The following is a 16,839-nucleotide window of genomic DNA, read 5'->3' as shown; positions in this document are numbered from 1 at the left end:
TTTTTAATAAATCCCTATCTTTGTAACTGAAACTATGCTGTTTCAACGAAACATAATTAATGACTACATAATGAAAATATTAACGACCACATTTAACACAAAATATGATACGGCCCCTTTTTCGAAAATAAAAAATGAGGACTACCTTCCTGCTTTCATCGAAGGAATCGCATTGGCAAAAGCCGAAATTGATTCCATTGTTCAAAACGAAGAGGCACCCACTTTCATAAATACTATTGAAGCTTTAGACTTCAGCGGATACACCCTAGATCGTCTTTCGAGCATTTTTTTCAATTTGAATTCAGCGGAAACCAATGATGAAATCCAAAAAATCGCTCAGGAAGTTTCTCCATTATTATCGGATTTCGGGAACGATATCCGACTGAATACTGAACTATTTGCTAAAGTGAAAGCAGTACATGAACAAAAAGCAACGTTGAACCTGAACACAGAGCAAACTACTTTATTGAACGAAAAATACAAAAGCTTTTCACGAAACGGTGCTAATCTAGAGGAAGACAAGAAAATCAAACTTCGTGAAATTGACAAAGAACTATCTAAGACAAGTTTACAGTTTGGCGAAAACGTATTAGCCGAAACTCGAGCTTTTCAATTGCATCTTACCGATGAAAAAGAGCTCTCCGGACTACCGGAAGGCACCATTGAAGCCGCTCGTTCTTTGGCGAAAAGCGAAGAAAAAGAAGGCTGGATCTTCACGTTGGATCATCCGAGCTACATTCCCTTTGTGACATATGCTGATAACCGAGAGTTGCGCAAGAAGATGGCTATTGCTTTTGGTGCCAAAGGTTTCCAAAACAATGGATTAGACAACCAACAAAATGTTTTTAAAATTGCTAAATTGCGTTTTGATCGGGCACAGCTTTTAGGATATGCCAGTCATGCTGATTTTGTACTTGAAGAACGAATGGCTGAGAGTCCTGAAAAAGTCAAAACATTCTCCAAAGACTTATTAGAAAAAGCAAAACCAGCTGCACTAAAAGAATTTGCAGAATTAACGGCTTTCGCCAAAAAACTCGATGGAATAGAGCAACTGGAGAAATGGGACGGCGCATATTACTCCGAAAAGTTGAAACAAGAACTATTCAATTTAGACGACGAAAAGCTAAAGCCTTATTTTCAACTAGAAAAAGTGCTAAATGGTGCATTTACTGTGGCACAAAAATTATACGGAATCACCTTTGAAGAATCTTTCGAAATTGACAAATACAATGACGAAGTCACAACCTACGAAGTGAAAGATAGTGATGGCAAACTTGTTTCTATTTTCTATGCTGATTTTTTTCCAAGAAAAGGAAAACGCAATGGTGCCTGGATGACTTCATACAAATCGCAATTTGTTAAAGACGAAATAAACGAAAGACCCCACATTTCTATTGTATGTAATTTCACGAAACCTACCGAAACAAAACCATCCCTTTTGACTTTCAATGAAGTGACTACATTATTTCATGAATTTGGGCATGCTTTACATGGTATGTTAGCCAACACAAGGTATCCGAGTTTATCCGGAACATCAGTGTATTGGGATTTTGTGGAATTGCCAAGCCAGATTATGGAAAACTGGTGCTACGAACCGGAGGCACTAGCCTTATTTGCTTACCATTACAAAACGAATGAAATGATTCCTATCGAGTTAGTTCAAAAAATCAAGGAAAGCGCTAACTTTCAAGAAGGAATGGTAACCATGCGCCAGTTGAGTTTTGGGATCCTAGACATGGGATGGCACGCACAAGACCCATCTAATATAAAAGATATTAAGGCATTTGAAACCGCGCAATTTGCAGAAACGCAATTGTTTCCTGATGTAAAAGAAAATGTGATGAGCACTGCTTTCTCCCATATCTTTCAGGGTGGATATTCTGCAGGATATTACAGCTACAAATGGGCTGAAGTTCTCGATGCTGACGCTTTTGAATTCTTCCAAGAAAAAGGAATTTTCAGTAAGGAGGTCGCTGCTAAATTTAAAGACAATATTCTTTCTAAAGGTGGAACTGAGCATCCGATGCTTCTGTACAAACGATTCAGAGGACACGAACCAAGCCCGGATGCTTTGCTAAAAAGAGCAGGATTATTGTAGATTTTACAACTTTGACTTCATGATAATAAGTATTTTAGATTATTTAAAAACAGTAAACGCAAACGAGCTAAAAACTTCAAAAAAACTCCTTGTGCGGGATTTAGATGAAGCAAAGAAAAATAAATTTTTAGCTTATGTTGATGAAGGCAATAAAAGTTTTGACGTCCAAATTATTTTGGACGTCAAACAAAATATAGTTTCTAAAACCTGTGATTGCGGCTTTAGTGAAAACTGTATCCATCAGACTGCCCTAATTTTATTTTTGGTTAGTAAAAAAAATTTAACTGCGAAAGTAAAAAAAACCACAAAAAGAAAAGTTTCTGAAACAGACGTCCTTATCGCGTCCTTAGACCATGAAACCCTAAAGCTTTGGGTGTCAAAGATCTTGAAAGGCAACGGCGAAATTGACTTTTTGTTTAAAACAGAATTTGGTCAAAAAAACATAAGTTTTGATACAGAAACAATTAAAGAAATAATAGCACAGTCGATACAATCTGTTATTGGTAAAAGAAAAAAAATTGAAACTAACGAAATAAAGAAAGTAGTTGACAACCTTTCTATTTCTTTACAACCTGTCCTTGCTCCTATTTTTGCAAATTCCATCAATGACAAATCATTTGAATTAATTAGCACCATCATTGATGAATTGCATACATTTCAAATGAAGTATTATTTTTCTAGTATCCGAATTACTAGATTTATAGAAAAAATATATGATTCATTATTAAAGTCACTCTATAACGGTAAAGATTTTGAGCGGTGGAAAGAAAATGTACAATTTTATTTTACTTTAGTTTTTGGTAAACAAATATTTGCGCATTATAATTTTCAGCTCGTAAAAAATATTTACAGCTTTTCAGAGATTAATCCATTACAAAGAGAATTTGTAGTGCACTTAGTCGAGGAAAAATTTACAGCTCTAAAAAGTACTTCGGGAGACGAATATTCTAGAGTTATCATGGAATTTGATCTGTTTTTCTTAACTGTTTTTACAGAAAACGACCTATTTGAGAATTATTACATAAGGATTAGACCGCGACTATTTCAAAATCAGTTTAATATTTTACTTATTGAAAATTTAATTAAAATCAACAAACTGCAACTCGCAGAAAGCTACTGTCTTGAGCAAATTAATGCCAATTCTAACCGTACTTACGATATACCTTACGTGAATTATTTAATGGAAATCTACGCCCTAAACGGCGAACTTTAGCAGGATGTACGATGCCCTAAGCGCCTTGTTACTTGAACCCTAAAAATAGCATGCCAATACAAGCAACTAACCGTCTTAATTATCAATAAATCGCACTCCATTTGCGATGTAAACTTATACAGCAGTACGTCGTTTTTTACCACAGAAGCACTCAAACTTTCATCATTGTACAAACGTTTTTCCTTTTCTAAAAAAACACTACCATCAACCACCAAAAAACAGGAATACTTTCGACCCAAAAAGAAGTATAATAACTGGACCTTTTTTCATTAGCAAAAATTAAAAAAAAAGAAAGAGTCAGGACTAAAACCAAGTTTACTTTTAACTGCTCTTCTAAAAAGTTAGTTTTCAAAAATTCTAAAAAATAAAATGGAAGCAACAATAACAAACCAACAATTTTTGTTTTTCTTACTCCTATTTGCTGTGGCACCGTATGTAAATGAGGGTCGTCATTAGCCAAATCAAGAATTTCAAAAATTAGAATCAACACAAAAACCAATAAAAAACGCTGCATGCATTTGAGATAAAAATCAAGCCCTAAAAAAACATCCGCATTTACCAGTGGTAATACTAAGGTTACCCCTACCCAACACAAGGCCACGATATAAATCTTTACACCGGCCCAATTCCTGGCGTTTCTTCTATTGGGGAAGAAAGGAAGTGTATACAAGAGTGTCAACGCTAAAACGCCCACAGAAACAATTTGTGTCATTAACTGCAGTTGAAAAAAATAATACGCCACTCCAGCCAACGAAAAGACAGTGAATACGATAATGATTTTTAACTCCTTTCTCATTTGTTTTTTTTGGGCTCTTGCCAAAGCATCGTACTTCACAAAATTATAACCAACTATTGTTCCAAAAAAGGCAAAATTAGCCATGGCCTCATCAGCAGAAATGTGGAACATAAAATGTGTCATTCGCACTAAGGCATAAACGGATAAAGCCACGTGAATGCTACTCCTGATATAAAAATCAACTATTTTTTTAAAACTGATCATTAAACAAAATTAATCAATTATGAACAAATACATCATTTAGTTGAAAATTTGATAAAAAATCAGTTCAAAACTCGATTTAGATTGTTTATAATACTTATTTTTGCACCACTGAAAAACACAACATTATTATACTTACATGAAAACAGACTCATTTGCTTTAAGACACTTAGGACCAAGAGATCACGATTTACCTAAAATGTTAGAAACTATAGGTGTTGAATCTTTAGACCAACTAATTAACGAGACTATTCCAGCTGACATTCGGTTAAAAAACCCTTTGGAATTGGAGCATATTATGACTGAATACGAGTTTGCAAATCATATCCGATTATTAGGTCGGACGAATAAGGTTTACAAATCGTACATTGGCTTGGGTTATCACCCAACAGTTGTTCCAGCGGCAATTCAAAGAAATGTTTTTGAAAACCCAAGTTGGTACACTGCTTACACTCCGTACCAAGCAGAAATTGCACAGGGAAGATTAGAAGCTATTTTGAATTTCCAGACCATGGTTATTGAGTTAACCGGAATGGAAATTGCCAATGCATCGTTACTCGACGAAAGTACTGCCGCTGCGGAAGCAATGGCTTTATTGTTTGATGTTCGTTCCAGAGATCAAAAGAAAAGTAATGTCAATAAATTCTTCGTTTCTGAAGAAATACTACCACAAACTTTATCCGTTTTACAAACTCGTTCTGCACCTATCGGCGTAGAATTAGTCATTGGAAACCACCAAGAATTTGAGTTTTCAAAAGAGTTTTTCGGAGCAATACTTCAATACCCAGGAAAACACGGTCAAATTTATGACTATGCTGGCTTTATCAAAAAAGCCGCTGAGAACGAAATAAAAGTGGCTGTTGCTGCCGATATTTTGTCACTAGTTAAATTAACACCTCCAGGTGAAATAGGTGCTGCAGTAGTAGTGGGAACAACACAACGTTTCGGAATCCCGATGGGTTACGGTGGACCACACGCCGCTTATTTTGCTACGAAGGAAGAGTATAAGCGTTCCATGCCAGGAAGAATCATTGGTGTATCACAAGATGCCAATGGAAATCGTGCATTGCGTATGGCATTACAAACACGTGAGCAACATATCAAACGCGAGAAAGCGACATCTAACATTTGTACCGCTCAGGTTTTATTATCTGTGATGGCAGGAATGTTTGCTGTGTATCACGGACCAAAAGGATTGCGATACATTGCCGATAAAGTACACAGAATGGCTTCCACTCTAGCAGATGCTTTAAATAAATTAGGCGTTTATCAAACCAATACTGCCTTTTTTGATACTATTGTCGTGAAAACAGATGCTAAAAAGATTAGAGTAATTGCAGAAAAGAATGAAATTAATTTCTTCTATATCGATGACGAAACTATTTCTATCTCGTTAAACGAAACGACTTTACTTACAGATATTGACGATGTAATTGCTGTTTTTGCGGAAGCATTAGGAAAAGAAGCTTTTGTAATAAAGGAATACACCGCAGAAAATAACTATCCAACTCATTTATCCAGAACGACAGACTTTTTATTGCATGATGTATTCAATAATCATCATTCTGAAACCAGCCTGATGCGTTACATCAAAAGATTAGAACGTAAAGATTTATCATTGACACACTCAATGATTGCCCTGGGTTCATGTACAATGAAATTGAATGCAGCAGCAGAAATGTTGCCCTTAAGTATGCCTTACTGGAATTCGATTCATCCGTTTGCTCCATTAGAGCAGGTGCAAGGCTACACGACAATGCTTAAAAAGTTAGAACATCAATTAAATGTGATCACGGGTTTTGCAGGCACAACACTACAACCAAACTCTGGTGCACAAGGAGAATATGCTGGTTTGATGACCATTAGAGCATATCACCTTTCAAGAGGCGATGATCAAAGAAAAATATGTTTGATTCCTGGTTCCGCTCACGGAACAAATCCAGCTTCGGCTGCTATGGCAGGAATGAAAATTATCGTTACTAAGACTATGGAAAACGGTAATATCGATGTAGAAGATGTACGAGAAAAAGCACTTCAATATAAAGATCAGTTGTCTGCTTTAATGATTACTTATCCCTCAACCCACGGTGTATTTGAAAGTGCTATTAGAGAAATCACACAAATTATTCACGACAATGGAGGATTAGTGTATATGGACGGCGCGAACATGAATGCGCAAGTAGGATTGACTAATCCTGCAACTATTGGCGCTGATGTATGTCACTTGAACTTACACAAAACTTTTGCGATTCCCCATGGCGGTGGTGGACCAGGTGTTGGACCAATTTGTGTAAACGAGAAATTAGTTCCGTTTTTACCAAGCAATCCATTAGTTCAAGTAGGTGGTGATCAAGCAATTACTGCGATATCTGGCGCTCCTTACGGCTCTGCCTTAGTATGTCTAATCTCTTACGGATACATTTGTATGTTAGGCTCTGAAGGAATTACAGACGCTACTAAATATGCCATTCTAAATGCAAATTATATGAAAGCACGTTTAGAAGAACATTATCCTATTTTGTATACTGGCGAAACAGGAAGAGCAGCACACGAAATGATTTTAGATTGTAGAAGTTTTAAAGAAAAAGGGATTGAAGTAGTTGATATTGCGAAACGCTTAATGGATTATGGCTTTCATGCTCCGACGGTTTCGTTTCCAGTTGCAGGAACTTTAATGATTGAACCAACTGAATCTGAAGATGTGGCTGAATTAGATCGTTTTTGTGACGCTATGATTTCAATTCGCAAAGAGATTGAAGCGTCAGTAACTGACGAACCAAATAACATATTAAAAAATGCTCCCCATACCTTAGCTATGTTAACTGCTGATACTTGGGTATTACCTTATTCAAGAGAAAAAGCAGCTTACCCACTAGAGTATGTTGCAGATAATAAGTTTTGGCCAAGTGTTCGTCGCGTTGACGAAACATACGGAGATAGAAATTTAATTTGCAGCTGTGCTCCTATTGAAGCTTATATGTAGTATTTATCGCTGCAAATGATTACAAAATGCCTCGATACAATCGAGGCATTTTTTTTGATCTATTTTCTTAGCGTTAAAAGATTAAATAATGTCTCTATCAAAAAAAGTAGTGATTAATCGACAAGAATCAGCACTACAAAACGATATCATTTTCACAATTATTAAAAAATCATCAAAAAAATGGCCAAATAATCAATATTCTATAATTATATGCATGCATAGTAAATAACATAGCTATAATCAATTTATTATTATTAAATTAGCATAAATTTTTTGGAAAACATACCGATGAAAATAAAAATAACTGGAATAGGAAGTTACATTCCTGAGAAAAAAGTAAGTAATACGGACTTTAGTAATCACGTTTTTTTAAATGAAGATGGTACAACTTTTGGTTATCCGAATGATGTGGTCATCAAAAAATTTAAAAGCATAACCGGAATTGAGCATAGGCGTTATGCCGATGACAATTTAAACTCATCAGACTTGGCGTTTTTGGCATCTAAAAAAGCGATAGAAGATGCAGCTATTGACCCAGAAACTATTGATTATATTATTTTTGCGCACAATTTTGGAGATGTAAAACATGGTACTTCACAATCTGATACGCTCCCAAGTTTGGCTACTCGTGTCAAAAATAAATTACAAATAAAGAATCCACGGTGTGTCGCCTATGACATCCTTTTTGGATGCCCAGGTTGGATTGAAGGCGTACTTCAAGCAAATGCATATATCAAATCAGGAATGGCTGAACGTTGTCTAGTTATTGGTTCTGAAACCTTATCAAGAGTTGTCGATGATCATGATAGAGATTCCATGATCTATTCAGATGGTGCTGGCGCTTCAATTATAGAAGCTTCTGATGATGAAGAAACTGGACTACTTTCCTATGAAAGTAGTACTTATGCGATGGATGAAGCTAACTACTTATTTTTTGGAAAATCATACAATCCAGAATTAGACCCCGATACGCGCTATATCAAAATGCACGGTCGTAAAATTTATGAATTTGCACTAACTACAGTTCCTGCCGCGATGAAGAACTGCTTAGACAAAAGTGGCGTTGCCATAGATGATGTCAAAAAGATTCTTATTCATCAAGCGAATGAAAAAATGGATGAGGCGATCATAAACCGTTTCTATAAACTATATGATAGAGAGGTTCCTCAAGACATTATGCCCATGAGTATTCATGAATTAGGGAATAGCAGTGTAGCTACAGTACCTACTCTATTTGACCTGTTAATAAGAAACCAAATTAAAGATCAAACAATAAGCAAAGGCGATGTTCTACTATTTGCATCTGTTGGGGGTGGAATGAATGTCAATGCATTTGTATATAGATATTAAGTTTTTACAAAAGCTAATCTAACTTTACGACACAAAACCATACTTTCAAAAGCAACCCTTTTAGAGTATGGTTTTTTCGTTTCTATCTACACCATAAATCCGTAAAATAAGAACCATATCTTTGTATCTTTGCACTTTTATGAACTATAACGAACGAGAGTTTACTTCGTTCTTCGCATTGACTATGTACGAAAAAACGTTTCCCAATAAAAGATTCAAACACACTTTAGAATTTCTAAATAAACATATTTCAACAACCGAGACCATTTTAGACTTAGGAGTAGAAAACCCGTTTTCAAGAATCATGAAAGAAGAAGGATTTTCGGTTGCAAATACAAGCGGTGAAGATTTAGACTTAAATCAAAATGTATTTTCTACAGCTAAAACGGATGTAGTCACCGCATTTGAAATCTTCGAACATTTATTGAATCCTTACACCATTTTAAACGAAATAAAATCAGACAAACTTTTTATTTCCATTCCAATGCGCTTGTGGTTCTCCCCTGCTTATCGAAGTAAAACGGACATGTGGGACAGGCATTATCATGAATTTGAAGATTGGCAATTGGACTGGCTGTTGGAAAAGACAGGTTGGAAAATTATTGATCGCCAAAAATGGACAAATCCGGTCAAGAAAATTGGGATCCGTCCTATATTACGTTATTTTACCAATAGGTATTACATCGTATACGCGGAAAGAGACTAAAGGTAAATGCCAAAATAAATGAATCTCAATAAATAAATTCCATATCCGAACTTGAAACTAACTACAATATTGGAATTTAGAATTTAAAAAAATGAAAATTTATTCAAAACAACATGAAATACTACGTAGTTATACCGGCACATAACGAAGAAGCATTTATTTCTTTGACCTTACAGTCTCTGATTAGTCAGACGCATGTACCCGCAAAAGTAGTTGTGGTTAATGATAATTCGACTGATAAAACTGCCGAAATTGTTTTAGCTTTCGCCAAAGACAATCCATTTATCTCACTGGTAGAAAAAAAATCAAGTACCGTTCATTTACCGGGGAGTAAAGTAATTCAAGCTTTTCAAAAAGGATTTGAAACCTTGGACGATAATTACGATATCATAGTAAAATTAGATGCCGACCTAATATTACCAGACAATTATTTTGAAACTATTGTTCAACATTTCGAACAAAATCCAACGACAGGAATGGCTGGTGGATTTGCTTATATAGAGAAAAACGGCAATTGGGTTTTAGAGAACTTAACCGATAGAGACCACATACGTGGTGCTTTTAAAGCATATCGAAAAGCCTGTTTTAAACAAATGGGCGGATTAAAACCGGCAATGGGTTGGGACACTGTGGACGAATTACTCTCTAAATTCTACGGATGGAAAGTAGTTACCGATGCCTCTCTAATTGTAAAACATCTAAAACCAACCGGAGCTAATTATAACAAAACAGCCCGTTACAAACAAGGTGAGGCTTTTTATACCTTAGGTTACGGATTTATAATTACAGCAATAGCATCGGCTAAATTGTCTTTCATGAAAAAGAAACCCTTGTTGTTTTTTGATTATATACAAGGTTTTATGAAAGCTAAAGCAGCCAAAATCCCTTTATTAGTAACCGAAACGCAAGCTAAATTCATAAGGGAATATCGCATTGAGAAAATGAAAGAAAAGCTCTTTAAATAAAATGAATTTTCGCTTATTATAAAAAACTACAAACTCTAAACTGTAAACCGGCTACTAATTCTTAATTTAGCCCATATTTGTAAACACATGATGCTCATTAGATACATAACGCAAATAGGCAGGTACTGTCTGATGCTAAGAGAAGTTTTTATCAAACAAACCAAATGGTCTGTTATGAAAAAATTAATCTTTAAAGAAATTGACGACTTAATTATTGATTCCCTTGGAATTGTAGCCTTCATTTCTTTCTTTGTTGGAGGAGTTGTTGCGATTCAAACCGCACTTAACCTTACTAACCCATTAATTCCGAAGTACCTTATTGGTTTTGCGACACGACAATCTGTAATCTTGGAGTTTGCCCCTACATTTATCTCTATTATTATGGCAGGTAAAATGGGATCCTTTATCACGTCGAGTATCGGTACCATGCGTGTTACGGAGCAAATCGACGCACTAGAAGTTATGGGAGTCAACTCCTTAAATTACTTGGTTTTTCCGAAAATAATCGCCTTGTTGTTGTATCCGTTCGTGATTGGTATCAGTATGTTTTTGGGGATTTTAGGAGGCTGGATGGCGGGCGTCTATGGAGGGTTTACCTCCAGTGGAGAATTTATCCATGGAGCCCAAATGGATTTCATCCCTTTTCATATTTTTTACGCTTTCCTAAAAACTTTAATTTTCGCCATGTTATTGGCAACGATACCCGCTTTTCATGGTTACTATATGAAGGGGGGAGCTTTAGAAGTAGGTAAAGCCAGTACAGTTTCCTTTGTTTGGACATCGGTTTCTATAATACTATTCAATTATATATTAACGCAATTGTTACTGGGATCATGATAGAAATAAAAAACATAGAAAAATCATTTGGAGGCACTATGATTCTCAAAGGCATTTCAACTGTTTTTGAAACTGGTAAAACGAATCTAATAATCGGACAGAGTGGATCAGGTAAAACAGTGTTACTAAAAAGTCTTTTAGGGATACATACCCCGGAATCGGGTAAAATTTGTTTTGATGGCAGGGTTTATTCTGAAATTGAACCAGATGAAAAAAGAGAACTGCGAACAGAAATTGGAATGGTATTTCAAGGAAGTGCACTATTTGATTCTATGACAGTAGCTGAAAATGTCGCTTTTCCCTTAAGAATGTTTACCAATGATAACAAAGCTACAATAAAAGAACGTGTTGACTTTGTACTAGAAAGAGTTGCATTAACAGACGCACACGACAAACTACCTTCTCAGATCTCTGGTGGAATGCAAAAACGGGTCGCAATTGCTCGCGCTATCGTGAACAGACCTAAATACTTGTTTTGCGATGAACCCAATTCTGGATTAGATCCCAATACTGCAATATTGATCGATAACCTCATCAAAGAAATCACCGAAGAATACGATATTACGACCGTAATTAACACGCATGATATGAACTCTGTGATGGAAATAGGCGAGCGCATCTTGTTCCTTAAGGATGGATTAAAAGCTTGGGAAGGAACGAAGGAAGAAATTTTTAGAACAGACAATCAAGCCGTTGTAGACTTTGTTTACTCTTCTAATTTATTCAAGAAAGTAAGAGAAGCGTATTTAAAAGAGTAAGTTAAGGAGCAGAACGCTATTTAATTGCTAAGAACTTCCCTCCCGCTATTCGTTACAATCTTTTATCCTGAACTGAATTCAGGATAAAAGGATTTTCACTGCTATAGGGGCTAAAAATAAAATTTCATTTCCATAATAACACAAAAAAACACAGCCTCGTGGATGACTAAGCTTTTTGACTTTTATATTACTAGTCTTGTGGCAACAAATACGATGAATTAGCTAGTGTGGGGCGGGAAGTTGAATTGCTCCCTTCAACCAAGATTACATTTACCTTTTCAAGCCCAACGACACAGTAGCTGATAGCCATAACTTTTTTATTTATAATTTTCAACTACTTATATTTTTATTAACTTCTTTTCCCAATAAAACACTTACTTCAAGTTTTTTCGAAAACTCAGTAAGGATGTGTGCAACTTTTTTTCTTGCACTATTTAGTTCTTTAGACATTTTAGGTAAAGAATCTACTGTAACTAAAAAGTCATTCATATTATTTAATGCAAATTCAATTTGTACCAATAAATTATCTAACGAATCAATAGCTTCTTTAATTTCATTATCTTTATTTTCAAAATCGTTTATATATATCGTTACTAATTTTGAAAATGAATCAATTCCTTTTTCAAAATTATTTATATAGATTGGAATTTCGGGTTCCACACGATTTGCAAAATCAATCATAACATTTGAAGTTCTTTCTAATAGATTTCTTTGAACTTTAAATGAAATTTGTTGGTTTCTATTTTTAGCAACTAAACTCTCAATTTCAGTAGTCTTTTTATTCATCTCGTCTCCAATCCAATTAATTGCTTCGGAAATTCTTAATAATGCATGTGTAGAAATAGAAAAGGAATCCTCAATAAATTCTTGATAATCAAGAATCCCAAACTCTTCTTCAGCTTCAATAATTACAATTTCGGTACTTATTGCAGTATTTTTTTCAGAATTATTAAAATTTGATTTTAAATTTTGAATTCTTTTTGGAATATGAATTCTTAATAATCTTTCAAGTTCATCTTTCAAATTGAATTCCCAATACAAAACGTTTTTTTCGCCTAAACCAGCTTTAAATTCTCTAACTTTAATTAGTTGTTCGGGATTTATTTCGCTTAATGATTGTGGAACAGAATTTTTAAAATATAGTAAAATTTGAATAGAATTATTATCTTTTAAAAACTTTTGATGAGCGATATTAAATTCTTCCTCAGTACCTGAACCGTATTTTTGAGTTGGTGTTCCAAATTTCATCCACAAAAGACCTATAAATAAATCATATTCTTGAATATCATTATTTATTATGCTTTGAACATCGTTAGCACCACATGCAGGGGCAGAGTTTGACTCCCATTTTAACAATTCTAGTACAATATTATTTGGGTTTCCAAACGTTTGATTTAACTCAGAAATCACTTGATTTATAGATTCTCTTTCTTCTGATAAATCTGATGGAGAAGCTAAAAATATTTTATACTTGCTAATTATTTCAGGCATATTGAATTGTTTTATACGATTTTCTCTATAGTTGCTATTAAATAGTAAACAACATCAAATATATACATCCTTTTTAAAGTTTAGCGTAAATCATATTAAGTTTTTTCTGATATTTTTTTTTATTCAATATTTCCCTGAAGACGGCAAACGAAATAGGAAACACGAAACGCTGCCACTGATAGCAGCGTCAGCCCCGACTGAAAAAAAGCTTTTTGAAGGAAGGCTATAGTGAATGGCAGGAATAGGCCCTAGAAATTATTAGGCGGTACTTTAATTTTAAATTAATTGGGTAGCAGCTCTACCTCTGCATTTGGATTAAAAAGATACATTTTTCCAGAGCTCACTTCGAGACATTCAAAACGTTTGACTCGTACTGCTATTTTCTTGAATATCTTTCCGTTATCGATCCTGAAAAGGCTACCATACGGAATCTCAAATATATAGTTTTTGTCATTTTGCGCGTCAAACTGCTTTAGTGCCAGAGACAAAGTCGTATCTGTATCGCTGCTGGCCGTTGGGTTTTTGAAATGCCGCGCCAATAAAGGCAACAATTGACTTGGAAAAATCTCTGGTCGTATATAAGGAATCATTAACCGCTGAAAAGAATATTTCCATTCATTGCCATGAGGTTTAATCTTTCTTCCAAATTTCTCAAACGCAACCAAATGCGAAATTTCATGAATCAGGGTAATCAAAAACTTGTATTTATTGAGGTTTGAATTAACCGTTATCTCATGTTTCCCGTTGAGTCCTTTTCGATAATCTCCATGACGGGTTTGCCGCTCATTAACAATCTTAAGATGGACTTGATTGAGAACGATGAGTTCAAAAACGGGTTTAACCGCGTGTTCTGGGATATATCTTGCTAAGGTTTCGCTCAAAATGAGTTAAGAATTATTTTTTTTATTGAGCCTATAAATCCAAATCCTATCATTTCGAAAAAAGAGAAATCTTATAGTCTGATTACAAAATGTGATTTCTCCCTCGTCGCAATGACAAACGATCTGTTTGATTTAATAGTGATTTTTTTCTACTTAATTATAAATTTTACAGGAACTAATAATTCATAACTTATAATTATTACGGATTCGTAGACGACACCTGCAATACTTTTCCGTTATAATATTTATTCCCCGTTAGCGTAAAATCAAAGATATAATCTGCCATTTCGTTTGCTTTAATTGGTGCCTGATAACCAGGAAAAGCCTCTTCCAACATTTCTGTCTGAACGGCTCCCAGAGCCAACACATTAAACGAGATAGCTCTTTCTTTATATTCTTCGGCTAGCAACTCTGATAGCGTGATTACGGCTCCCTTACTTGAGCTGTAGGCTGCAAGTCCAGCAAACTTTAAACTGCCCTGAATCCCTCCCATTGAACTTATGGTAACTACATGACTTCCTTTTTGCAAATAAGGCAAACAGATGCGTGTTAAGTTAGCAACGGCAAATACATTTACCTTATAGACACTTTCGTAATCTTCTTGCGTAGTTTCAGCAAAGGGTTTCGACAAGAAACTTCCTGCATTATTTACGATTGCATCTACCGTTTTCCATGAATCAGCCAATACCTTTTCTACTTTCTCTAAATCTAATTCACTTGACAAATCAACTGAGATACAGGTAATGTTCTCATGCTCTATCAATATTCTAGGTGTTTTTCTGGAAATGGCCAACACTTGATGTCCAGCATTAGCAAATTTTAATGCTAATTCATATCCTATCCCTCTACTTGTTCCCGTTATAATAATCTTTTTCATCTAGCAAAAATAAACAAAAGCTTTAAAATATTGAACATTTAGCACCAATGATTCTTTCGAAAAGAAAACTTGAGCATATATCGGTTTTGTTTAAATTTGGATGTAACCTACCTAGTCAAAATTAAGATGATTAAAAATATCAAATTAGAGGTAGCGCTACTAAGCGACATCAACGGAATAGTAGCGCTGCAGGAATTATACCTTGTTTCTAATTTATGCGATAAAGAAAAAGAAGCTGGCTTTGTGACCACTCCATTCACTATACCTCAACTAGCTAAAATTATAGCACAAGAGGGATTGTTTATAGCAAAAGACAACGGTAGAGTATTAGCATACATCTTTGCCGGAAGTTGGGATTTCTTTAGTCAATGGCCAATATTCAATCCTATAACAGCACAATTTCCCAAACTTAAATTCTTAAATTTCGACGTCACAACAGCGCATACTTTCCAATACGGACCTATTTGTATTGCTGAAGAATATCGTGGCAAAGGACTAATTAATTCCTTTTTTGACTTTATGAGAATCCATATCGTAAAAAAATATCCTTTGAGTTTAACTTTTATTAACAAAATTAATATCCCGTCTATTAAAGCACATACTAAAAAATTGAACTGGAGCATTATTGCTGATTTTCAATTTAACAATAACAACTATTATGTTTTAGCTTATTACATGAGTCAGTCCGTCCCGCCAGCAATTAATTCATATGGATTTCCTGAGTAGGAGAATTTGTCATTGTAGTCACGGCCGGTAACATTTCCTGAATAAATTGAGTCATATGTTCAATGTCCATCGCTTTAAATTCATCAGAAACATGATGATAATAGTCGAAATTCTCAAAGTCGAAGGTGCTCACAGAATGGCACGGCACCTTAAAAACATCATAAAAAGAGTAATTATCCGATCTATAAAACAACTTATATTCGGCAGCTTTAGGCAAGAATCCAACGCTCTTTTTACCAGTGTATTCATTAATTTTTTCTGCCATATTGGATTTTTCAAAACCAGTGAGATACGCTAGATAATCTCGTTTCATTGGCACTCCTATCATCTCAATATTGAATTGTGCATAGAGGTCAAAGTTTTGCTGTTTTAGCTTTTTGGCTAAATGCTTCGATCCCAATAATCCTTTTTCTTCCCCCACGAAGAACACAAAAAGAACACTTCTTTTGTTTGATTTGGAAACACTAAAGTATTTTGCCATTTCAGCTACCGCAGTTGTCCCTGAAGCATCATCATTAGCACCATTATTTATGAAATCTCCATTAACACCCTCTTTTGACAAACCGATATGATCATAATGACCGCTAATCAGTAAAAACTCTTTTTTAAGGACAGGATCAGTTCCTTCTACATAACCCACAATATTATAAGCAGTTCCCTTAAAATTAGATAAGGTGTCGCGATAAGAAGAAAAATAGGGCTTTACATTATTTGTTTTAAAAAATTGTTCTAAGTAATCTGCGGCTTTCTCCATCCCTTTTGTACCAGTCTCCCTTCCTTGTAATTCATCAGAAGAAAGATATTTTAAAGTTGCGGCAACTTCCTTTTCTTTGACTTTGTATCCAATTTCAGTGGGCTTATTTACTGTTGTGGCTATTGGTTTTGAAACCAGACTAGCATTAGGTTTACATCCAAGCAACACGAAAGGAAGCAGCATCATTATTTTTTTCATATTTT

The 16,839-nt window shown here is 34.9% G+C and carries 14 protein-coding genes; 9 read left to right on the top strand and 5 right to left on the bottom strand.

Annotation, left to right across the window (positions count from 1 at the left end; translation table 11 throughout):
* The first annotated feature begins 70 nt into the window (after window positions 1–70).
* Window positions 71–2,098 (top strand): M3 family metallopeptidase, encoded by a 2,028-nt coding sequence (locus tag A3SG_RS0104710; RefSeq protein WP_029596613.1) that lies wholly within the window; start codon window positions 71–73, stop codon window positions 2,096–2,098.
* A gap of 19 nt (window positions 2,099–2,117) precedes the next feature.
* Window positions 2,118–3,311, top strand: a complete 1,194-nt coding sequence (locus A3SG_RS0104705; RefSeq protein WP_016988868.1) for a hypothetical protein — start codon at window positions 2,118–2,120, stop codon at window positions 3,309–3,311.
* 187 nt (window positions 3,312–3,498) lie between these two features.
* Here the strand turns inward: A3SG_RS0104705 and A3SG_RS0104700 are convergent, their stop codons facing one another.
* Window positions 3,499–4,311 (bottom strand): hypothetical protein, encoded by an 813-nt coding sequence (locus tag A3SG_RS0104700; RefSeq protein WP_016988867.1) that lies wholly within the window; start codon window positions 4,309–4,311, stop codon window positions 3,499–3,501.
* Window positions 4,312–4,447: 136 nt separating this feature from the next.
* On the opposite strand from A3SG_RS0104700, the gene gcvP reads away from it, so the two are divergent.
* The 6 genes from gcvP to A3SG_RS0104670 all read left to right on the top strand — a co-directional run bounded on the left by gcvP (window position 4,448) and on the right by A3SG_RS0104670 (window position 11,907).
* Window positions 4,448–7,291 (top strand): aminomethyl-transferring glycine dehydrogenase, encoded by a 2,844-nt coding sequence (gcvP, locus tag A3SG_RS0104695; protein WP_016988866.1) that lies wholly within the window; start codon window positions 4,448–4,450, stop codon window positions 7,289–7,291.
* Window positions 7,292–7,579: 288 nt separating this feature from the next.
* A complete protein-coding gene (locus tag A3SG_RS0104690; RefSeq protein WP_016988865.1) occupies window positions 7,580–8,641 on the top strand; it encodes a 3-oxoacyl-ACP synthase III family protein in 1,062 nt (353 codons plus the stop codon).
* A gap of 184 nt (window positions 8,642–8,825) precedes the next feature.
* Window positions 8,826–9,347 carry a methyltransferase gene (locus A3SG_RS0104685; protein ID WP_029596612.1) on the top strand — a complete coding sequence of 174 codons (522 nt, stop codon included), beginning with the start codon at window positions 8,826–8,828 and terminating at the stop codon, window positions 9,345–9,347.
* 113 nt (window positions 9,348–9,460) lie between these two features.
* Window positions 9,461–10,312: a glycosyltransferase family 2 protein gene (locus tag A3SG_RS0104680; protein ID WP_016988863.1), complete on the top strand. Its 852-nt coding sequence runs from the start codon at window positions 9,461–9,463 to the stop codon at window positions 10,310–10,312.
* An 87-nt stretch (window positions 10,313–10,399) separates the two neighbouring features.
* Window positions 10,400–11,149, top strand: a complete 750-nt coding sequence (locus A3SG_RS0104675; protein ID WP_029596611.1) for an MlaE family ABC transporter permease — start codon at window positions 10,400–10,402, stop codon at window positions 11,147–11,149.
* Window positions 11,146–11,907, top strand: coding sequence for an ABC transporter ATP-binding protein (locus A3SG_RS0104670; RefSeq protein ID WP_016988861.1), 762 nt, complete (start codon window positions 11,146–11,148; stop codon window positions 11,905–11,907). Before A3SG_RS0104675 ends, A3SG_RS0104670 begins: the two co-directional genes overlap by 4 nt.
* A 330-nt stretch (window positions 11,908–12,237) precedes the next feature.
* Here the strand turns inward: A3SG_RS0104670 and A3SG_RS0104665 are convergent, their stop codons facing one another.
* From A3SG_RS0104665 to A3SG_RS0104655, 3 genes are all read right to left on the bottom strand, one after another.
* Window positions 12,238–13,398 carry a DUF4062 domain-containing protein gene (locus A3SG_RS0104665; RefSeq protein WP_016988860.1) on the bottom strand — a complete coding sequence of 387 codons (1,161 nt, stop codon included), beginning with the start codon at window positions 13,396–13,398 and terminating at the stop codon, window positions 12,238–12,240.
* A 281-nt stretch (window positions 13,399–13,679) separates the two neighbouring features.
* Window positions 13,680–14,279: a SprT-like domain-containing protein gene (locus A3SG_RS0104660; protein WP_016988859.1), complete on the bottom strand. Its 600-nt coding sequence runs from the start codon at window positions 14,277–14,279 to the stop codon at window positions 13,680–13,682.
* A gap of 199 nt (window positions 14,280–14,478) precedes the next feature.
* Window positions 14,479–15,156 (bottom strand): SDR family NAD(P)-dependent oxidoreductase, encoded by a 678-nt coding sequence (locus A3SG_RS0104655; RefSeq protein ID WP_016988858.1) that lies wholly within the window; start codon window positions 15,154–15,156, stop codon window positions 14,479–14,481.
* Window positions 15,157–15,282: 126 nt separating this feature from the next.
* Here A3SG_RS0104655 and A3SG_RS0104650 point away from each other — a divergent pair, with 126 nt between their 5' ends.
* The gene (locus A3SG_RS0104650) at window positions 15,283–15,882 is read left to right on the top strand and encodes a hypothetical protein (protein WP_016988857.1); all 600 of its coding nucleotides are present in this window, start codon (window positions 15,283–15,285) and stop codon (window positions 15,880–15,882) included.
* Here the strand turns inward: A3SG_RS0104650 and A3SG_RS0104645 are convergent.
* A complete protein-coding gene (locus A3SG_RS0104645; RefSeq protein ID WP_016988856.1) occupies window positions 15,857–16,834 on the bottom strand; it encodes a M20/M25/M40 family metallo-hydrolase in 978 nt (325 codons plus the stop codon). The genes A3SG_RS0104650 and A3SG_RS0104645 overlap by 26 nt on opposite strands.
* Window positions 16,835–16,839 lie beyond the last annotated feature (5 nt).

Origin of the sequence: Flavobacterium sp. ACAM 123, assembly GCF_000264055.1 — a bacterium.
In the GTDB taxonomy this organism is placed as follows: domain Bacteria; phylum Bacteroidota; class Bacteroidia; order Flavobacteriales; family Flavobacteriaceae; genus Flavobacterium.
Note: the sequence above shows the minus strand (reverse complement) of the source record. Positions and strands in the feature narration are given on the sequence as shown.